General features: G+C 73.1%; 16 protein-coding genes. 5 read left to right on the forward strand and 11 right to left on the reverse strand.

What is annotated here, in order from left to right; genetic code table 11:
• The first annotated feature begins 68 nt into the window (after positions 1 to 68).
• The 4 genes from AB0I42_RS18660 (at position 69) to AB0I42_RS18675 (ending at position 4904) form a co-directional block, all read left to right on the forward strand.
• Complete coding sequence (locus AB0I42_RS18660) at positions 69 to 1037, forward strand: sulfite exporter TauE/SafE family protein (RefSeq protein WP_357538762.1); 969 nt, start codon at positions 69 to 71, stop codon at positions 1035 to 1037.
• Positions 1038 to 1226: 189 nt separating this feature from the next.
• Positions 1227 to 2060, forward strand: a complete 834-nt coding sequence (locus AB0I42_RS18665; RefSeq protein WP_357538763.1) for a lasso peptide biosynthesis protein — start codon at positions 1227 to 1229, stop codon at positions 2058 to 2060.
• Entirely contained in the window at positions 2057 to 3853 is a 1797-nt protein-coding gene (locus AB0I42_RS18670) for an asparagine synthase-related protein (RefSeq protein ID WP_357538764.1), read from the forward strand. The genes AB0I42_RS18665 and AB0I42_RS18670 overlap by 4 nt, the downstream gene beginning before the upstream one ends.
• A 19-nt stretch (positions 3854 to 3872) precedes the next feature.
• Positions 3873 to 4904, forward strand: coding sequence for an NAD-dependent epimerase/dehydratase family protein (locus AB0I42_RS18675; protein ID WP_357538765.1), 1032 nt, complete (start codon positions 3873 to 3875; stop codon positions 4902 to 4904).
• On the opposite strand, the gene AB0I42_RS18680 is transcribed toward AB0I42_RS18675, so the two are convergent.
• From AB0I42_RS18680 to AB0I42_RS18705, 6 genes are read right to left on the reverse strand one after another with little or no spacing between them, the layout of a single operon-like run.
• Entirely contained in the window at positions 4889 to 5017 is a 129-nt protein-coding gene (locus AB0I42_RS18680) for a hypothetical protein (RefSeq protein ID WP_357538766.1), read from the reverse strand. The genes AB0I42_RS18675 and AB0I42_RS18680 overlap by 16 nt on opposite strands.
• Positions 5002 to 6021 carry an SGNH/GDSL hydrolase family protein gene (locus tag AB0I42_RS18685; protein WP_357538767.1) on the reverse strand — a complete coding sequence of 340 codons (1020 nt, stop codon included), beginning with the start codon at positions 6019 to 6021 and terminating at the stop codon, positions 5002 to 5004. The genes AB0I42_RS18680 and AB0I42_RS18685 overlap by 16 nt, the downstream gene beginning before the upstream one ends.
• The gene (locus AB0I42_RS18690) at positions 6002 to 7756 is read right to left on the reverse strand and encodes a carbamoyltransferase N-terminal domain-containing protein (protein ID WP_357538768.1); all 1755 of its coding nucleotides are present in this window, start codon (positions 7754 to 7756) and stop codon (positions 6002 to 6004) included. The genes AB0I42_RS18685 and AB0I42_RS18690 overlap by 20 nt, the downstream gene beginning before the upstream one ends.
• A 34-nt stretch (positions 7757 to 7790) precedes the next feature.
• Positions 7791 to 7967, reverse strand: a complete 177-nt coding sequence (locus AB0I42_RS18695; RefSeq protein ID WP_357538769.1) for a hypothetical protein — start codon at positions 7965 to 7967, stop codon at positions 7791 to 7793.
• Positions 7964 to 9514, reverse strand: a complete 1551-nt coding sequence (locus tag AB0I42_RS18700) for a peptide ABC transporter substrate-binding protein (RefSeq protein ID WP_357538770.1) — start codon at positions 9512 to 9514, stop codon at positions 7964 to 7966. The genes AB0I42_RS18695 and AB0I42_RS18700 overlap by 4 nt, the downstream gene beginning before the upstream one ends.
• Positions 9515 to 9534: 20 nt before the next feature.
• The gene (locus AB0I42_RS18705; RefSeq protein WP_357538771.1) at positions 9535 to 10407 is read right to left on the reverse strand and encodes an alpha/beta hydrolase; all 873 of its coding nucleotides are present in this window, start codon (positions 10405 to 10407) and stop codon (positions 9535 to 9537) included.
• 47 nt (positions 10408 to 10454) lie between these two features.
• On the opposite strand from AB0I42_RS18705, the gene AB0I42_RS18710 reads away from it, so the two are divergent.
• Positions 10455 to 11132: a class I SAM-dependent methyltransferase gene (locus tag AB0I42_RS18710; RefSeq protein ID WP_357538772.1), complete on the forward strand. Its 678-nt coding sequence runs from the start codon at positions 10455 to 10457 to the stop codon at positions 11130 to 11132.
• A 47-nt stretch (positions 11133 to 11179) separates the two neighbouring features.
• Here AB0I42_RS18710 and AB0I42_RS18715 read toward each other — a convergent pair whose 3' ends face one another.
• From AB0I42_RS18715 to AB0I42_RS18735, 5 genes are read right to left on the reverse strand one after another with little or no spacing between them, the layout of a single operon-like run.
• Positions 11180 to 12598, reverse strand: a complete 1419-nt coding sequence (locus AB0I42_RS18715; RefSeq protein WP_357538773.1) for an FAD-binding oxidoreductase — start codon at positions 12596 to 12598, stop codon at positions 11180 to 11182.
• Between the two features lie 20 nt (positions 12599 to 12618).
• The gene (locus AB0I42_RS18720; protein ID WP_357538774.1) at positions 12619 to 13542 is read right to left on the reverse strand and encodes a hypothetical protein; all 924 of its coding nucleotides are present in this window, start codon (positions 13540 to 13542) and stop codon (positions 12619 to 12621) included.
• Positions 13543 to 13572: 30 nt separating this feature from the next.
• The gene (locus AB0I42_RS18725) at positions 13573 to 14070 is read right to left on the reverse strand and encodes a hypothetical protein (RefSeq protein ID WP_357538775.1); all 498 of its coding nucleotides are present in this window, start codon (positions 14068 to 14070) and stop codon (positions 13573 to 13575) included.
• A complete protein-coding gene (locus tag AB0I42_RS18730; protein WP_357538776.1) occupies positions 14061 to 16640 on the reverse strand; it encodes an amino acid--tRNA ligase-related protein in 2580 nt (859 codons plus the stop codon). Before AB0I42_RS18730 ends, AB0I42_RS18725 begins: the two co-directional genes overlap by 10 nt.
• Positions 16637 to 17821 (reverse strand): peptidogalycan biosysnthesis protein, encoded by a 1185-nt coding sequence (locus tag AB0I42_RS18735; RefSeq protein WP_357538777.1) that lies wholly within the window; start codon positions 17819 to 17821, stop codon positions 16637 to 16639. Before AB0I42_RS18735 ends, AB0I42_RS18730 begins: the two co-directional genes overlap by 4 nt.
• Between the last annotated feature and the right edge of the window lie 49 nt (positions 17822 to 17870).

Below are 17870 nucleotides of genomic sequence, written 5' to 3' on the forward strand. Positions count from 1 at the left end.
ACGTGGGCGCGCCCCGTACCGCATTGTCGACTAAATCGATAGGAGTTGCCGAAAAGTCGGAGGCGATCGTGCGTAAGCTGGTGGTCCTCGCCCTCGTGGGGCTGGTCGCGCAACTCGTCGACGGCGCACTCGGCATGGGCTACGGCCTGACCTCGACGTCCCTGCTGCTGGTCGCCGGGGTCACCCCGGCCGCCGCCTCGGCGTCGGTGCACCTCGCCGAGATCGGCACCAACCTCGCCTCCGGGGTCGCCCACTGGCGGTTCGGCAACGTCGACTGGCGGGTGGTGTCCCGGATCGCGATCCCCGGCGCGGTCGGCGCCTTCGCCGGCGCCACGATCCTCAGCGCGATCTCCACCAAGACGGCCGAGCCGTGGATGGCCGGCATCCTCTTCGTGCTCGGCGCCTACCTGCTGATCCGCTTCTCCCGACCGCTGGCGGCGCGCCGCCCGGCCGGACCGCTGCGCGCCCGGTTCCTCGGCCCGCTCGGCCTGTTCGCCGGCTTCGTCGACGCGACCGGCGGCGGTGGCTGGGGCCCGGTCGCGACCCCGGCCCTGCTGGTCTCCGGCCGGATGGAACCCCGCAAGGTGATCGGCTCGGTCGACACCGCCGAGTTCCTGGTCACGGTCGCCGCCAGCGTCGGCTTCCTCATCGGCCTGGGCGCCGGCGGGTTCCTGCTCCCGATGGTCCTGGCGCTGCTGATCGGCGGACTCATCGCCGCCCCGGTCGCCGCCTACCTGGTGCGGATCGTGCCGGCCCAACTGCTCGGCGCGGCCGTCGGCGGCCTCATCGTGCTGACCAACTCGCGCACCCTGGTCGGCGCGGCCGACCTGCCCGGGGCCGCCCGGCCGGTCGTCTACGCCCTGCTGGCCGCCGGCTGGCTGGTCGCGGTGGTGCTGTCCGTACGGATCGTGTTGCGGGCCCGCCGGGCGCGGCTGGCGGCGGCCACCGCCGCCGCGCGGGACGGCGCCGCCACCGCGACCCGGCCGGAGGACGACGGTACGCCGGACCCCCGGCCGCTGGAGCCCGCCAACCGGTGAAAGCCGGTCCTGGCGACCTTGCCGCGCCCCCGGGTGGATGTTTCAATGTAGACATTGACGGAATTGATCATCTGATCGACCCGGTGGCGTAATCGGCAGGCTGACCAGGCCAAATGGCTCACCAGGCCAGATAGTCGACCGTTGCGGGACGATCCGGCATCGCTGTCGACCGTCGGACGGGGAGGCGCGGTGGGTAGCGGCCCACTCCGGCAGGACGATCTCGAACTCGACGGCCCGCTCCACCTCGTCGAGTGCCCCGTCGGCCCGGCACCCGCCCGAACGCCCTCCGCCCCCGACCCCCACGACGGGTCCCGTCCGGCGTCGTCCGCGCCCGGCGTGCACTGGGCCGACTACGACGGGGACCTGATCGCGCTCGACCTGCGCACCGACCGCTTCGTCGCCCTCGGCGCGTACGCGTCCGCCGTCGTCTCGGCCACGCTCGGCACACCGGCCGCGCCCGGCCCCCGCGACGGCGAAGTCCTCGCCGCACTCGCCCGGCGCGGCCTGCTCACCGGCGGACCGGCCGCCGGGCCGTGGTCGCCCGCCCGCCCCGCCCGGCCCGGCGGGGTGACCACCAACGCCCCCCGGCCGCTGGCCGGCGCGGCACGGACCGCGGCCGACGCCCGGCCGAGCCCCCCACTGTTACTCGCCGCCCGGTCGCACCTGCGGGCGTGCGAGCGCGAGCTGCGCCAGGACGGCCTGTCGGCCCTGCTCGCCGACCGGCCGGCGACCCGTCCGGCGCGGCCCGCCGACCCGACAACAGCCGCCCGACTGGTCCGCGCCCACCTGGCCGTACGACGGCTCTGGTCCCGGCCCCAGCACCCGGTGGCCGCGCCCGCCGCGCTGGCCCGGCACGCCTGGCGGGTCGGGCTGCCGGTCCGCCTCGTCGTCGGCGTGCAGAAGCATCCCTTCCACTCGCGGGCGTTCGTCGAACTGCGGGGCACGGTGCTCGACGACGATCCGGAACTGGCCGAGGCGCTGGCTCCGATCCTGGTGGTCGGACCGGAGGGGGAGGCCGCGTGACGCAGCTCGCCGGATACGTCGACCTGCACCCCGACCAGCGGCCCGCCCGACGCCTGCGCGAACTGCTCGGCACGGCGGGATCGGTGCCGGTCGAGGGGGACGGCTGGCTGGTCGCCGGCCTACCGCCGTCCGCCCCCGTGGCCGGCGTTCCGGCGCGTGACCCGCTGCCCGGCGACGACGCGCCGGTGCCCGTCGTCGCCGGTACGGCGCAACGTGGCCTGCTCGTCGGCCGGCTCTTCGAGCGCGACGGCGACCTGTCGCGGCGGTGCGCCGAGCCGGTCCCGCTGGAGTGGCTGGCCGGCGACGGGGAGCTGCCCCGGCGCCGCTGGGGCCGCTATGCCGGCGCCGCCGTCCGGCCCGACGGCACCCTGCTGCTGGCCCGCGACCCGATCGGCCACCTGCCCTGCTTCCACGTGCCGTACGCGGGCGGGCTGGTGTTCGCCACCCGGATGGCGCTGCTGGTCGACCTCCTCGGCGAGCGTCCGGACTTCGACTGGGACCGGCTCGGCACGTTCGTGGTGCAGGGCCCCGGGCCGACCACCCGGACCGCGTGGCAGGGGGTGTCGCAACTGCCGCCGGGCACGCTGCTGCGCCGTACCGGGCGGGAAACCAGCCGGGAACCGCTGTGGAGTGCCGCCGCGGTGGCGGCGGGCGGCGGCGCCGCCCCGGATCCGGACGCGCTGCGGGAGACGCTGCGGGCCTGCACGCGGGCCTGGGTCGGATCGGCGCCGGTGGTGGCCCTCGACCTCTCCGGCGGGCTCGACTCGTCGGCGGTCGCCTGGGCGGTCCACGCCGACCTGCGCGCCGACCAGACCTTCCAGCCCAGGTACGTCTACTTCCCGGCCGGCGCGTCGCTGGACGAGCGCCCGCTCGCCGCAGCGGTCACCGAGCGGCTGGGTAGCGAACTGCTGGTGGTCGACGGCGCCGACCTGCTGCCGCTCACGCCGCCGAAGGGCCCGCTGCCCCGGGCCGACGCGCCGCAGTTGCAGTTCACCGAGGCCCGGCTCAACGAACTGCTCGCCGAGCAGGCCGGCCCGGCGGCCGAGGCGCTCGGAGGTGGTGGCGGCGACCAGGTCTTCGTGCTCAAGGGCGGCGGCGACCACCTCGCCGACCACCTGCGGCGGCGGGGGCCGCTCGGGGTCGTCGAGGCCTGGCGGGAGAGCCGGCACGGCCTGACCCCGTTCCCGCAGTTGCTCGCCGCGGCCGGCCGGGAGCTGCGCCGGGCCCGGCGCCGGGAGCCGGCGCTGACCGGCAACGACTTCGACTTCCCGCGTCCGGCCTGGCTGTCCCCGCCCGATCCGGGCACGCCGCTCGAACTGCCGGCGGGCGCGGCGGGGCTGTCCGCAGTCCGGGCCGGGCAGATCCTCGGCACCGCCTACTGGGGCGACGCCGTCGACCGGGAGCACCGCAACCCGCGCCGGCCCAGTGTCTATCCGCTGCTGTCGCAGCCGGTCGTGGAGTTCGCGCTGCGTACGCCGGTGCCGGCGCTGGTCGACCACACCGGGGACCGGCTGCCGCTGCGCCGGGCGGTGCGCGGCCTGCTGCCGGAGTCGGCGACCGACGCGGCCGTGAAGGGCTCGTACGCCGGCATGTACCAGTTGGCGCTGCGGCACAACGCGGCGGTGGCGCGAGAACTGATCATGGACGGCCGGTGCGCCGAGCGGGGGCTCGTCGACCCGGAGTCGGCGCTCGCCGACCTGGTGGCCACCGGGCGCGGCTTCGTCCGGGGCCCGAACTGGCCGCTCTACAACCTGCTCGCGGTCGAGTTGTGGTGCCGGGCCTGGCGGCCTTAGCACCGGACGGGAGAAGACGATGCGGCTGCTCGTGCTCGGCGGTACGGCCTTCGTCGGCCGGGCGGTGGTGGAGGAGGCGCTGGCCCGGGCGTGGGACGTGACCGTGCTGAGCCGTGGCGTCAGCGGCCGGCCACCGGCCGGCGTACGGGCGCTGACCGGCGATCGGACCGACCCGGCCGACCTGCGGCGGCTGGCCGGCGAAGGGTGGGACCTGGTCGTCGACACCTGGCGCGACGATCCGGCCGCGGTCCGCGCCAGCGCCGAACTGCTGGCCGGGTCGGTCGGGCACTACCTCTACGTGTCGAGCCTGTCGGTGTACCGCTGGCCGGCCTCCCCCGGCTTCGCCGAGGACGCGCCGCTGGTGCCGTACCCGCAGCCGGTCGACGGGGACGACTTCGACGCGTACGCGATGGCGAAGGCCGGGGGTGAGCGGGCCGTCGTGGACTCCTTCGGCGAACGTGGCCTGCTGGCCCGCACCGGCCTGATCCTGGGGCCGTACGAGTATGTCGGCCGGCTGCCGTGGTGGCTGCTGCGGATGGCCCGGGGCGGGCAGGTGCTGGCGCCGGGGCCGGCCGACCGCGGGTTGCAGTACGTCGACTCCCGCGACCTGGCGGCGTGGCTGCTGTCGGCCGGCGAGCGGGGGTTGTCCGGGCCGTACAACGTGTTGTCCGGGGCGGGTCACACGACCATGCGCGGGCTGCTCGACGCCTGCCGTACGGCCACCGGCGGCGACGCCGAGCTGACCTGGGTCGACGAGGACTTCCTCCTCGACCAGGGGGTACGGGCGTGGAGCGAGCTGCCGATCTGGCTACCGGCGGGTGACCGGCTGGCCGCCAGTTACGAGGTCGACTCGTCGCGGGCGTTCGCGACCGGGCTGCTCGACTGCCGGCCGGTCGAGGAGACCGTCGAGGCCACCTGGCGGTGGCTGGGCACGCTCGCCCCCGACCGGCTCGACGCCGAGGCGGGCCAGCGCAAGCCGTGGCTGGCGGCGCGGCGGGAGGCGGCGCTGCTGGCCGCCTGGCGGGACCGCGTGGCTCACCACAGTGGATAGACGTTCTCCCGGCTCTCGTCGGGCGGTTCGCGGCGGTCGTCGGTCCGCTTGCGGTTTCGCCGGGACAGGCTCAGCACCACCCCGGTGACGGCACGGATCAGCTTGTCGAGCACAACCTCTCCCAGATGATGTCGGCGGCCTGCTGGTAGCCGTGGTCGGTCATGTGGACACGGTCGTAGAACGACCAGCCGGTGAAGCGGCGGGCCGTCAGGTCGACGAAGTCGACGCCGAGTTCGGCGCAGCCGGCCGCCATCCGGTCGGCGTACGCGTCCCAGTTGGCGGCCACGTAGTCGCGGGCGGTGAGCCAGGGGCCCTGCCGTTCCCGGGCCAGGTCGAACAGTTCCCGTTCCGGCGGGGTCGGGGTACGCAGCACCGGGTCGGCGAACGGCTGGAGGCAGAACAGCACCCGCGCGTCGGGGCGGGCGGCACCGGCGATGATCCGCAAATCGCGTAGTTGCCGGTCGAGCGCGGCCGTCATGCGGGCGGCGAGATGGTCGCCGGTGTCGGTGCTGGGCAGCACCTGACCGGCGGTGTCGGCGGCCCGCTGGTCGGGGATGCCCCGGCCCGGTTCGGCCACGGCCGCGGCGAGGTCGACGATCGGGGTACGCCCCAGGGTGGCGAGCGCCCCCTCGAAGAACAGCGGTCCGTAGACCTCGTTGTGGCCCAGGGACTGCAGCGACGCGAAGACGTTGTTGATCCCGGAGCAGATCAGGACGCTCCGCGCGGCGGCCAGGAAGGGGACGGCCGCGACGAGTTCCTGCAACGAGTTGCCGGCGTAGATGCCGAGGTTGAGGTAGGGCACGCCGCTGCGGTGGGCCAGCCGCGACGGCAGGGTGGTGCCGTCGCCGCTGGCGCCGACGCCGAACACGAACGACCCACCGAGGACGATCCCGCCGTCGAGGTCGCGCCACCGGTCGGAGTCGACCGGCCCCTGGCCGGAGTCGGACAGGCGGTAGCCGAGCCGGTCGGTGCGGAAGACCGGGTTGTCGATTCCGGGCCGGCTGACGAACGTCACGTACGGGCGGAGGAACAGTTCGTTGGCGTCGTACTGCTCGAACTGCGGGACGAGTTCGTACCGCTTGTTCCGGTGCGCCCGCTCAAGATCGCGAAATGACACGGTCCTCCATCACCAATGCGTCGAGTTCACTGCGCCCGAAGGTGGAGATGGCCTCCTCGGGCGTGGCGACGATCGGTTCGCCGCGCAGGTTGAACGAGGTGTTGAGCACGCAGCCGAGGCCGGTCCGCTGCCCCAGTTCGCTGATGACCGAGTGGAAGAGCGGGTTCGTCTCGGGTGCGACGGTCTGGATGCGGCCGGTGCCGAAGTGGTCGACGGCCGGGGCACTGGCCGCGAACCGCTCCTCGAGCGGCATGACCATGAGCATGAACCGGGTCGGCCACTGGTCGGTGCCGTCGCCGGTGACGTACTCGGCCGCCCGGTCGTGCAGCATGGCCGGGGCGAAGGGGCGGAACGGCTCGCGGAACTTCACCTTCTTGTTGATCAGGTCCTTGATGCCGGGGCCGCGCGGGTCGGCCAGGATGCTGCGGTTGCCCAGCGCCCGCGGCCCCCACTCGAAGCGGCCCTGGAACCAACCGATGACGAGGCCGGCGGCGAGCATGTCGGCGACCGTCGCGGCCAGCGCGGCCGGGTCCGGCTGCGTGGTGTACGCCAGCCCGGCCCGGTCGAGCGCCCGGGTCACCGCGTCCGGGGTGGCCTGGGCGCCCCAGTACGCGTGCCGCATCACGAACCGGCGCGGCTGCCCGAGCAGGACGTGGTGGGCGTACAGGGCCGCGCCGAGCGCGCCGCCGGAGTCGCCGGGGGCGGGCGGGATGTACAGCTCCTCGACCCCGGCCCGGCGCAGGACCTGGTAGTTGGCCACCCCGTTCAGGGCGACCCCGCCGGCCATGCAGAGCCGGCGGTGGCCGGTGACCTCGACCGCCCGCCGGGCCATCGCGACCACCGCGTCCTCGGTGAACTGCTGCACGCTGGCCGCGACGTCGGCGTAGCGGCGGGCCCGCTCCCCGACGGCGCCCTCGGCCGCCGGGTCGAGTTCGACACCGGGCGGGCAGGGCGGCATGCCGAGCAGTTCGGCGAGCCGGGGGTGGAAGCCGTTGCGGACCGAGCGGTGGTAGCGGAAGTAGCGCATGTCGAGCCAGAGGCTGCCGTCGTCGTACTGGCGGGCGACTCGGTCGATTTCGGCCCGGTAGCGCGGCCGGCCGTAGGCGGCGAGCCCCATCACCTTGTATTCGCCCTCGTTGACCTGGAAGCCGAGGAACTCGGTGAAGGCGGAGTAGAGCATCCCGAGCGAGTGCGGGAAGTGCATCGTCTCCTTCAGCCGGAGCCGGTTCTCGCCGGTGCCGTCCCAGGCCGCCTGCCCCTCGCCGATGCTGGTGGTGGCCCACTCGCCGACGCCGTCGATGGTGAGGGTGGCCGCGGCGTCGAACGGGCAGGCGAAGAAGGACGAGGCGGCGTGCGACAGGTGGTGTTCGACGAAGAGCACCCGGGACGCGGGTATGCCGATCGTCTCGCGGATCTGGTCGCTGACCGCCTGCCGGGCGCCGCCATGGGTGAAGAACCGCTCGAACGGGCCGAAGCTGTGTGGCACCTCGCTGAGGATGGTGGCCACCGCCCGCTCGGCCTTGAGCCGCGGCTTCTCGTAGAAGACGACGTGGTCGAGGTCGCCCGCGCCGAGGCCGGCCGACTCCAGGCAGAACCGGATCGCGTTGACCGGGAAGCGGTTGTCGTGCTTGCGCCGGCTGAACCGCTCCTCCTCGGCCGCGGCCACGAGCTGTCCGTCGACGAGCAGCGCGGCCGCCGAGTCGTGGAAGAAGGCGGAGATGCCGAGGATGATCATGCTGTGCTCCGGGGCCGGATCGCAGGGACGGCGGTCAGTTGAGCCGGCGGGCGCCGTCCAGGGTGGCGGGCCCGGACCGGGCCGGCCGCCAGTTGGTGCCCGTCGGTGGCCGGCGCACGCCGAGCGGGTCGCCGAGCAGGCGTACGACGACCCCGACCGGCACCAGCAGGCCGTACGCGACCAGCAGCAGGCCGCGCCGCAGCCGGGTCACCGGTCCACCACCCGTACCTGGTGCATCCACGGCCGGGCGGCGAACTGGTTGTAGGTGCCGACCCGGTAGCCGTGCACGCGGCGGTTGATCCCGTAGATGCCCTTCAGGAAGACGAGCATCGGCGCCGGGACGAGTTCGGCCATCCGGGCCTGGTAGCGGTGGTAGATCCGGCGCCGCTCGGCCCGGTCGACGGTGCCGAGGCCGGCGTCGAGCACCGAGTCGACCTCGGGGTCGGTGAAGGCGGAGCAGTTGAACCCGGCCTCGATGGCCGCCGACGAGAACAGCTCCGACTGGTCGGGGTCCTGACCCCAGGTGTAGGCGAGCAGGAAGACGCCGAAGTCGCGGCGCTGCACGACCTTGCCCATCAGCTCGCCGAAGTCGAGCAGGGTCAGTTCGACGTCGACGCCGAGGCGACGCCAGCTCTCGGCGAGGACGTGGGCGGTGTCGACCCACGCCTTCGTGTTGGTGCCGGCGACGACCTCGAACCGCAGCGGCTCGCCGTCGCGTTCGCGTACGCCGCCCGGCCCGGGCCGCCAGCCGGCTTCGTCCAGCAGCGCCGCCGCCCGCTCCGGCTGGTAGGGGTAGCGCGGCTCGACGCCCGGATCGTAGGCCCAGGAGGTGGGCGGCAGGACCGAGTCGGCGACGCTCGCCTGGCCGAGGTAGACCTCCTTGACCATCGTCTCCCGGTCGACCGACAGCAGCAGCGCCTGGCGGACCCGGACGTCGCCGAGGATGCGGCCGGCCGGGGTGGCCGGATCGAGCTGGCAGGCGTAGAAGTTGCCGGTCGGCAGGTCGATGACGGTCGTGTCGAGGTGCGGCACCCCGGCGAGTTCGCCGAGCCGGGACGGGTCGACCAGGCCGACGTCGACGGTGCCGGCGCGCAGCGCGTCGGCGACCGCCAGGCCGGTCGGGAAGATCCGGTAGACGAACCCGTCGAGCTGGCTCGGCCCCCGGTGGTAGTTGGGGTTGCGGGTGAAGCGGATCTCGTCCGGGGTGCGTTCGGTGACCGCGAAGACGCCGCTGACGACCGTGGGGGCGGTGTTGTAGCCGTCGAGGTTCGCCACCGCCTCGGCGGTGGGCTCCGGCAGGACGTGCCGGGGCAGGATGCCGTGCTGGGCGTGGCCGGTCAGGAACGGCGCGTACTCCCGGTGGGTGCGGAAGACCACGGTGCGGGGGTCGGTGGCGGAGACGTCGACCAGGTGCCGGGTCAGCTCGCCGCGGTGCGGTGAGGGCAGGTCCCCGTACGCCGGGTCGATCATCAGCCGGTAGGTGAAGACCACGTCGTCGGCGGTCAGCGGCGTCCCGTCCGACCAGCGCAGGCCGTCGCGCAGCGCGAAGCGGTAGGTGCGCCCGTCGGCCTCGACGGTGGGCACCTCGACCGCGAGGGCGGGCAGCAGGTTGCCGTCGGCGTCGGAGGTCAGCAGCCCTTCGAAGCACAGCCCGGACACCAGGGAGCTGAAGGTGTCCTGCACGAGCACCGGGTTGAAGGTGTCGATGTCCTCCGCCCAGCCCTCGACGAGCGTGGCCCGGTTCGGGTCGTCGGTCATGGTCTATCCCTCCGGTGGGCTTACTGGTGCTGGAGCAGCCAGGCGTGGACGTCGGTGACGCGGTGGGCGAGCACCGCGAGGTGGCCGTCGGTCGGCGGTATGTCGATCCGTTCGGCCCGCAGCGTCGCGGCCAGCCAGTCGGCGTGGGCCGCCGGCACCATGGCGTCCTGTTTGCCGTGCCAGACGCCGACCGGGCAGGTGATCGCGGTCAGGTCGAATCCCCAGGGCCGGACGAGGGCGAGGTCGTCGTCGGACCACCCGTCGAGGCCGGGCCGCAGCCCGGCCCGGATGCCGTCGACGAGAGGGCCACCGAATCCGGTCCGGGCGACCTGCGCGTCGGCCTCGTCGAGAAACCCGTCGAGCTGGTCGATGAGGTCCTGCCGGTCGGCGGTCGCCATCGCGGTCGCGGTCGGTTGGAGCAGCGGGTTGAGCGCCTCCGCTCCCTGGCGGGCGGCGACCAGTTCGGCCACGTTGTCCTCGCGCATGCCGTCGAGTACGTCGAATCCGGGCGCGTCCCAGGGGGCCAGCCCGCCGAGCGAGGCGACGGCGGTGACCCGGCCGGGGAGCAGGGCGGCGCAGGCCAGGGCGTGCGGCCCGCCGCCGGAGACACCCCAGGTGGCGAACCGGTCGATGCCGAGCGCGTCGGCGACCGCGGCGACGTCGGCGGCGATGTCGGCCACCGAGCGCCCGGGCAGCCGGGTGGACCGGGCGTAGCCGGGGCGGGCGACCCCGACGAGGCGGATGCCCCGCTGTCGGGCGTCGTCGGACCAGGTGGGCCAGAGCAGCGGCGCGCCCGGGGTGCCGTGGTGGACGACGACCGGCCAGCCCTCCGACAGGCCGTCCTCGACCACGTGGAGCTGGCGCCCGTCCCTGTCGACCGTGTGCTCGTGCATGTGATCCCTTCCGCGTGGTTCGTGGTTCTTCGGTACCGTCAGCGGATGTGACCCCGCCTGACATCGATCCCGACGATGCGCTCCTCGACCGGATCCGGGTCGCCTACGACACGGTGGCCGAGCCGTACGCCGACCAGTTCGCCGACGAACTCGCGCAAAAGCCCTTGGACCGGGCCCTGATCGACGGCTTCGCCGACCAGGTACGCGCCACCGGCGTCGACGCCCCGGTCGCCGATCTCGGTTGTGGCCCCGGTCAGGTGACCCGCCATCTCGCCGACCGTGGCCTGCCCGTGTTCGGGGTGGACCTGTCGCCCGAGATGGTGCGCCTGGCCCGGGAACGCCATCCGGGGCTCGACTTCCGCGCCGGCTCGATCCTCGGGCTCGCCGTCGCCGACCGCAGCCTGGCCGGCGTGCTGTCGCTCTACTCCGTCATCCACCTGCCCCGGCCGGTGCTGCCCCGGGCGCTGGCCGAGTTCTACCGGGTGCTGCGGCCGGGTGGAATCCTGCTGCTCGCCTTCCACGTGGGCGCCGGCCAGCTGCACGTCGACACCTGGTTCGACCGGCCGGTGTCGTTCGACGGCCACCTGTTCGACCCCGACGACGTGGCGGACTGCCTGGCCGAAGCCGGCTTCGAGGTGCGGGTCCGGATGCGGCGCCAGCCGTATCCGGGCATCGAGGCGCCGACCGAGCGGGCGTATCTGTTCGCGCACCGCCCGGCCGGATAGCCGGGACCTCGTCGTCGGGGTCGTCGCCATGGTCGGTTCCGCCGTCCTCAGCCCAGCGGGATCGACTGTTCGAACCGGAAGAGGTTCTGCGGGTCGTACTGCGACTTGATCCGCTTGAGCCGGGCGAAGTTCTCGCCGTAGTAGGCGTCGCCCCAGTTGGTCAGGTCGGGGTCGGGGAAGTTCGGGTAGACCCGGCCGCTGCCCCACGGGTGTACCGCCGACCAGGACTCGGTCACCCACCGGTAGGCCGCCTCCTTCGCCCCCTGTGACGCCTCCGGCGTGACCATGACGGCGTGCTTCAGGCTGAACGAGGTGTCCCGGTGGACGAACGCGGTCGCGTGCCGGTCGGTACGGGCGTAGCCGCCGCCCCACGGCGCCAGCTCCAGCCCGCGTACCTCGCCGGCGGTGCGGCCGGCGACGAAGACCTCGGCCAGCCGGTCGATCGCCTCGTCGGCGATCGGGCCGTCGAAGAACTCGCCCTTGGTGAACCGGCAGCCCTGCCGTTCGATCTGCCCCTGCGGGGTCTCCACGACCTGGTTGTTGACCGCGCTGAGCAGGCCGGCCTGGTAGAGCGCCGTCTCCCGGTAGTCCATCTCGCGGCAGTTGACCCGGGCGGGTTCCCGGCCGCAGCGCTCGACGAGTTCGCCGATCAGCTTCATCGCGTCGGACTCGGTGCCGACCATCGCCCCGAAGAGTTCGGCGACGGCCGGCTCGTCGAGGTCGTCCATGGCGGTGAAGCCGAGGCCGGCGGTCATCTCCTCCGGCGCCGACGGGGCCCACCGCTGCCAGGCCTTCAACACCTCGGCCGCGTCCTGGAAGTCCCACTCGATGTAGAAGTTGGTCATCCGGGGTGCCGGCCGGGCGTCGAACGTCAACGCGGTGACCACGCCGAAGTTGCCGGCGCCGGCGCCGCGCAGCGCCCAGAAGAGGTCCGGGTGGCGCTCGGCGTCCGCGGTGACGACGGTGCCGTCGGCGAGGACCACCTCCGCGCCGACCATGTGGTCGAGGGTCAGCCCGTAGAGCCGGCCGAGGACCCCGATGCCACCGCCGAGGGTGGTGCCGCCAACGCCGACGGACGGGCAGGAACCACCGGGTACGACGAGTCCGTGGTCGATCAGCGCGTTGGTCATCGCGCCGATCCGGATGCCGGAGCCGACCTCGACCCGCGATCCGTCCACTTTGACCTGCGCCATCGGGGTGACGTTGACGACCATGCCCCGGCTGGACGAGTAGCCGGCGAAGCAGTGGCCGCCGCTGCGTACCGCGAAGTCGATGTCGTTGCGCCGGGCGAACGCGAGCGCCTCGATCACGTCCTGGGGCGTGGCGCACATGACCACCGCCTGCGGCAGGATCTCGTCGAAGCGGGCGATGAACGGTTTACGGGTCCACTCGTACGCGGGATCGCTGTCGAGCAGCAACTCTCCGTCGAGCGACCGTGCCAGGCTCGACCAGTCGATACCGACCATGGAATGCTCCTCGTTTCTTTCTAGGCGATCCGGTGCGCGTGGGTCGGCGCCGGCCGGCAGGTGGTGAACAGTCGGGTGTCGATGTCATCGGTCCGGCTGAAGAAGTGGAAATCCAGGTCGGGTCCCTTTCCGGTGGCCGGGTAGCCGAGCATGAACGCCGGGTCGGTGAGCGGCTTCATCGACAGCAGCAGGTCGGCCACGTCCCATCCGTCGGCGGGGTCGACGAGGGTGGACGGCACCGGGACGAAGCCGAGACGGGCCTTGAACGCGAAGAGGCCGGGCATCACCAGGTGCCCGTACAGGTTGGGGTCGTTGCCGAGGGTGACCCGGGGGTAGCCGGCCTCGCGGGCGGCCCGCACCGCCTCCAGGTAGATCACCCGGGACAGGCTGGCGTTGCGCTGCTCGCCGGCGACGGCGGAGAACCGGACCCGGGTGACGGCGACCTCGGGGCAGAACTCGCCGATCGCCGCGCCCCGCAGGTCGTCGCCCCGGTAGGCGCCGATCAGGAAGAACCGGTCGAGCTTGGCGCTGATGGCCGCCCAGTGCGCGCCGGCCACCGGAAGACCGTTGCGCAGCCGCGACACCGCGTCGGTGTAGAGCCCGAGGAACGCGTGCCAACCGGCCTCGTCGAGCGGTGCCTGCCGCCAGGTCAGCTCGTCGGCGGCCACCGCGCGGCGGGCCTTGGAGACCCCCTCGCGCTCCTTGCGGGAGATCCGGGACAGGAAGTCGCGTTCGTCGGCGCCGGTGTCGGCGAGCCAGGTGACCCGGTCCGGCTTCACCACGAAACCGGCCGCGGCCAGGTCGGCCCAGGCGCCGGGGTCCGGCCGGTCGACCCGGATCAGGTCGACGTCGGACTGGTGGGCCGACCAGTCGGTGTCCAGCGCCTCCCGGACACCGACGGTCGCCATCCGCAGCCCGACCAGTTCGGTGGTCTGCACGTTCACCGCCCCACCGACCGGGCCGGGCGGCCCCGGTCAGTCTCCATAGAGTTGGCGAAGACGCTCATTGAGCCGGCGCTCCTCGTCCTGGTCGGTGTCGAAGTGGGGTTCGGTGAAAAGGCTCTCCTCCTGCGGGTCGCCGAGCGCGGTGCGCAGGCTCGCCCGGAACCGTTCCACGTCGCACGACGGCAGCGGCCCCATCGACGGCAGGTCGGGGCCGGCCACCACCACCAGCGCCTCGGCCTCGGACAGCGGCAGTACGACGAAGACCGCCTCCTTGCCGCTGCGGGTCGCCAGGTCGTCGCGCAGGCCGGCCGGCAGCGGTCCGGCCGACCGGGTCAGCGAAACGTCCGGCCCGAGCGCGGCGCAGCAGTCGGTGACCGCCGCCGCGACCGTGGTCGTGGGTTCGACCACCAGCACCGCCGAGGTGCCCAGGTCGATCAGTTCACCCAGTACGGGGTGTGCGGCGCCGGCACGGAACACCTCACCCGCGTCGGGGGTGTCGAGCAGTTGGACGGTGACTGTCAACGACATCCCCCGCCGCAGCTTCCGCAGCCGCCGTCGCTGCCGCAGACCGAGTGCTCGGACTTGAGTTCGGCGAACCCCTCCCGGCCGAAGAGCAGACCGCCGCCGGCGCTGGCGTGGCCGAGGGCCACCATCAGCACCCGGTCGATGCCGATCGCGCCGCCGGACATCGGCGGCATGCTGGCCTCGGCGCTGGTCATCAGCGCCTCGTTGGTGGCCACGTGCGACATTCCGGCGGCCACCCGGTGGCTGCGCCTGGTGTTGTACTGCGCCCGCAGTTCGGCGCCGTCGACCAGGTTCTCGTAGACGTTGGCGAGTTCCAGGCCGCCGGGCAGATACAGCTCGGCCCGCAGCGCGTAGCGCGGGTCGGCCTGGTCGAGCCGGGCCTGGACGGCGAGTTCGGCCGGGAAGTGGGTGATCCACAGCGGCTGCCGGATCTTCGGCAGGACGTGCCCGTCGAAGGCCGCCTCCAGCCAGGCCCGGCGCCACCCGACGAGCTCCTCCGGCACCTCGATCTCGCAGCCCGCCGTACGCAGGGTGGCGGCGAGGCCCTTGGCGGTGGCGCACTCCTCGGCCGACAGGTCCACGCCGAGGACGCTCTGGAACGCTTCGGCGTACCGCATCCGGTTGAACGGCCGGTCCGGGTGCAGGATCACCCCGGACCACGAGGTGATCGGCGGACCGAACCCGCGCAGACCCTCACGGACCAGTTCGTCGGCGACCTCGATGGACTCGTCGAGCGTCATCAGCCGCCGGTAGTACTCGACCGACTGGAACTCGACCAGGTGCCAGTCGCCGGGCTTGTCGGCGCGTACGTTCGTCGAGACCTCGAAGACGGCCGGCAGGCCGGCGGTCAGGTATCGCTTGAGGTATTCCTCCGGGTCGGTACGCAGGTGGAAGCGGCGGCCGAGGACCAGCTCGGTCTGGGCCTGGCTGACGTGTCCCATGTCGCCGTTGACGGTGAGCATCGGCGTGCTCACCTCCAGGAAGCCGCGTTCGGTGAGCCGGTTGCGCAGCAGTGCGGTCAGGGCCGAGCGGTCGATCACGGAGCGCAGCATCTCCGGCTGCCGGACCATGGCGAACTCCGACACCACCCGGCTGATCGGCTGCCGCATCGACTCCTTGATCACCGTGGTGTCGGTGGCCCGCAGGGCGCCGAGCAGGCCGTCCCAGGTCCCCTCGACCCCCACCCAGGAGTACGCCGCGACCTCGACGCCGCTGGCCGAAACCGTGTCCGGCCCGTCGGCGAGCTGGACCAGGCCGGGGCCGACGGGCAGCGCCCGGCCGACGACGCGGACGACCGTGCCGTGCTCGACCCGGCCGCCGAGAAGGTCGGCGACGGTGCTGGTGCTGGTGAAGTCGTTGGCCGCCGCGGTCGCGGTCGGCCGCATCGGGTCGATCAGGTCCGCGAGCTGCGGCGGCACCACGCTCTGCGGGCCGATCAGGGTCGGGGTGCCGGCCTCGGCCAGCGACACCGGCTCGCTCTCGCACAGGCAGCTCTGCTCGTAGCGGCGCTGAACGAGGTAGTCGGTGCCGTGCAGCAGGTCCCACAGCGAACCGTCGTCGATGTGCCGGGCGCCGGTCGGCAACTGCGTCTCCAGGATCGCGATCCGGGGCGAGAGGTAGCCGCGCGAGGTGACCACCGCCTTGCAGGTGGCGACCGTGCAGCTGGTCGGGCTCAGCAGGGGCGTGGCCCGGGCGACCTGGGCCGGCGTCGGGTCGTACGTGGGGTTGCCGAGCGTCCGCCCGTTGTGCTGGATGATCTCCACGATGCGGGAGAGGTCGTGCCGCTCGGCGAACGGGACGATGGTGTCGACGACCTCGTCGGCGTTGCGGCCCTCGACGACGACCTCGATCCCGAGCCGCTGGCGCGGGTAGCGGTCGAGCAGCCGGGCCATGCCCAGCGGCACCCGTACGCCGTCGTAGTCGGTGAACCGGTATTTGTCGGCGTTGATCCCCATCATCCGGCCGACCAGCTCGGGTTCGGTGCTCCACATCTTAACGTAGAACGAGACCGGGTAGTCGGCGAGGCGTTCGATGGCCTCCTCCGGCTGGCAGCCCCAGTACTTCTCGCTGGTCGCCGTGTCGGAGAAGATCAGCCCGTTGGTGAAGACGATCGCCTCCAGGCCGGTGTCCTTGCAGGTCTCCAGGAACTGCCACCAGCCGCGGTCGATCGTCGGCTCGCCCTCGCCCGGCACGTAGACGTAGCCGGCGCCCAGCCCGGCGGCCTCCCGCAGCAACCGGTCGCGCTGCTCGACGGTGGTCTCGCCGCGTTTGCGACGGCGGTCGGTGAAACAGATGGGACAGTCGGCGTTGCAGGCGCCGGTCATCATCATGACCAGGAACGCGAGGCTTTCGCCCCGCGACTTCTCCACCAGTTCGGTGAGTTCGTCGCGGGAGGCGGAAAGCAGGAAGTCCCGCGTCTCCTCCCAGTCCGAACGGCCCTCCAGGAACGCCATCGTCCACAGGTCGTAGCCGTTGAGATGGTCGGCGGCCAGGTTGGCCGCGGTGGCCTGGCGCCAACGCTCGTTGGGCACCTGCTGGACCGCGAAGCGCGCGTCCTCGCTGCTGCAACTCATTGGCTGCCTCCTGGTGACGATCCGTGAAGACCACTGCCCGCGAACGCGGGATTTACCGGCAGGGTTGCGACCTGCCAGCTCTGGACGAGATCGGCGAAGTACGCCTGTTTGCGGGTCGACACCCGGACGGCCAGCGCCTCGAGGTCGGCCCGCAGCCGCTGGTCGAGGACGAACAGGACGCCCCAGCACGGCCGGAGCCGGGCTCCGCGCATCAGCTTGGCCTGGTGCGATCCGCCGCCGTACTCGATGCGCCGGAAGCCCCGGTCGATCGCGTACGAGATCAGTCGTGGGTAGGCCAGCGGCAGGTAGTCGGCGCGTGGGTCGCCGCTGCCGAAGAACTTCGCGTAGAGGGTGTCGGCCTGGCGGAGCACGACCGCGGCGCTGCGGGCGGGCCGGCCGGGTTCGCGGACCGAGAGCACGGTCCGCGGCAGGGTGTATCCGTCGGCGAGTTCCTGGAACAGGGCGGCGGGTGCGGGGGCCACCGGGTCGAACCGGGTGGCGTACCCGCGCAGGAGTTCGGGGATGCCCCGCTGCGGCTCCGGCAGCCCGGCCGCCTCGGTGACCTCCCAGTCGAGCCGTTCGTCGGGGATGTTGCGGCCCCGGCGCAGCGACCGGCGGGACTGCCCGAGCCAGTGCCAGTAGCCGGCCAGGTCGGGCCAGGCGACGTCGAGTACGGCGTCGGCGCCGGTCACGAGGCGCAGTCCGCCGGCCTCGGTCAGCGCCGTCAGCCAGGCGTCGTCGTCCTCGTCGAACAGGTAGTGCGAGGCGACGATCGAGGCACCGGCCGCCGTGGCGTGGTCGAGCATCCGGGCCACGAGTTCGGCCAGGTCGGCCGGGCTGGCGTGCCGCCCGCCGAGGGCACCGCCACGGTAGCCGTACGGGCTCATGGTGAGCAGCACCGAGGCGCCGGCCGTGGCCCGGCGTACGGCGGCGGCCAGCTCGCGGTCCTCGCGCAGGAAGGGTTCCTCACGACGGCCGGTGACCAGTTCCACGGGGTCGTGGAAGTAGTGCGGGCCGCGGTCGCGGTGCAGCGTCCAGACGGGTACGGCCGCCGGCCCGGCGGTGAGCAGCCGGGTACGGGGCAGCCAGCCGGCCGCCGTGTACCACTGCGGGGACTGGTAGGGCGGGCGGTCGTCCGCCAGCTCGGCCCAGCACCGTAGCTGCTGCACCGCCGTGGTCATGCACCCACCTCGCTCCGCTCGGCGGTTGCCTGACTATTCCTGAGCCAGC

The organism is Polymorphospora sp. NPDC050346, from assembly GCF_040655695.1.
Lineage (GTDB): Bacteria > Actinomycetota > Actinomycetes > Mycobacteriales > Micromonosporaceae > Polymorphospora > Polymorphospora lycopeni.

Excerpts from the sequence above, each read along its gene's own strand:
- AB0I42_RS18675 (WP_357538765.1), top strand. The coding sequence starts at position 3,873 with ATGCGGCTGCTCGTGCTCGGCGGTACGGCCTTCGTCGGCCGGGCGGTG.
- AB0I42_RS18690 (WP_357538768.1), bottom strand. The coding sequence starts at position 7,756 with ATGATCATCCTCGGCATCTCCGCCTTCTTCCACGACTCGGCGGCCGCG.
- AB0I42_RS18700 (WP_357538770.1), bottom strand. The coding sequence starts at position 9,514 with ATGACCGACGACCCGAACCGGGCCACGCTCGTCGAGGGCTGGGCGGAG.
- AB0I42_RS18705 (WP_357538771.1), bottom strand. The coding sequence starts at position 10,407 with ATGCACGAGCACACGGTCGACAGGGACGGGCGCCAGCTCCACGTGGTC.
- AB0I42_RS18715 (WP_357538773.1), bottom strand. The coding sequence starts at position 12,598 with ATGGTCGGTATCGACTGGTCGAGCCTGGCACGGTCGCTCGACGGAGAG.
- AB0I42_RS18725 (WP_357538775.1), bottom strand. The coding sequence starts at position 14,070 with ATGTCGTTGACAGTCACCGTCCAACTGCTCGACACCCCCGACGCGGGT.
- AB0I42_RS18730 (WP_357538776.1), bottom strand. The coding sequence starts at position 16,640 with ATGAGTTGCAGCAGCGAGGACGCGCGCTTCGCGGTCCAGCAGGTGCCC.
- AB0I42_RS18735 (WP_357538777.1), bottom strand. The coding sequence starts at position 17,821 with ATGACCACGGCGGTGCAGCAGCTACGGTGCTGGGCCGAGCTGGCGGAC.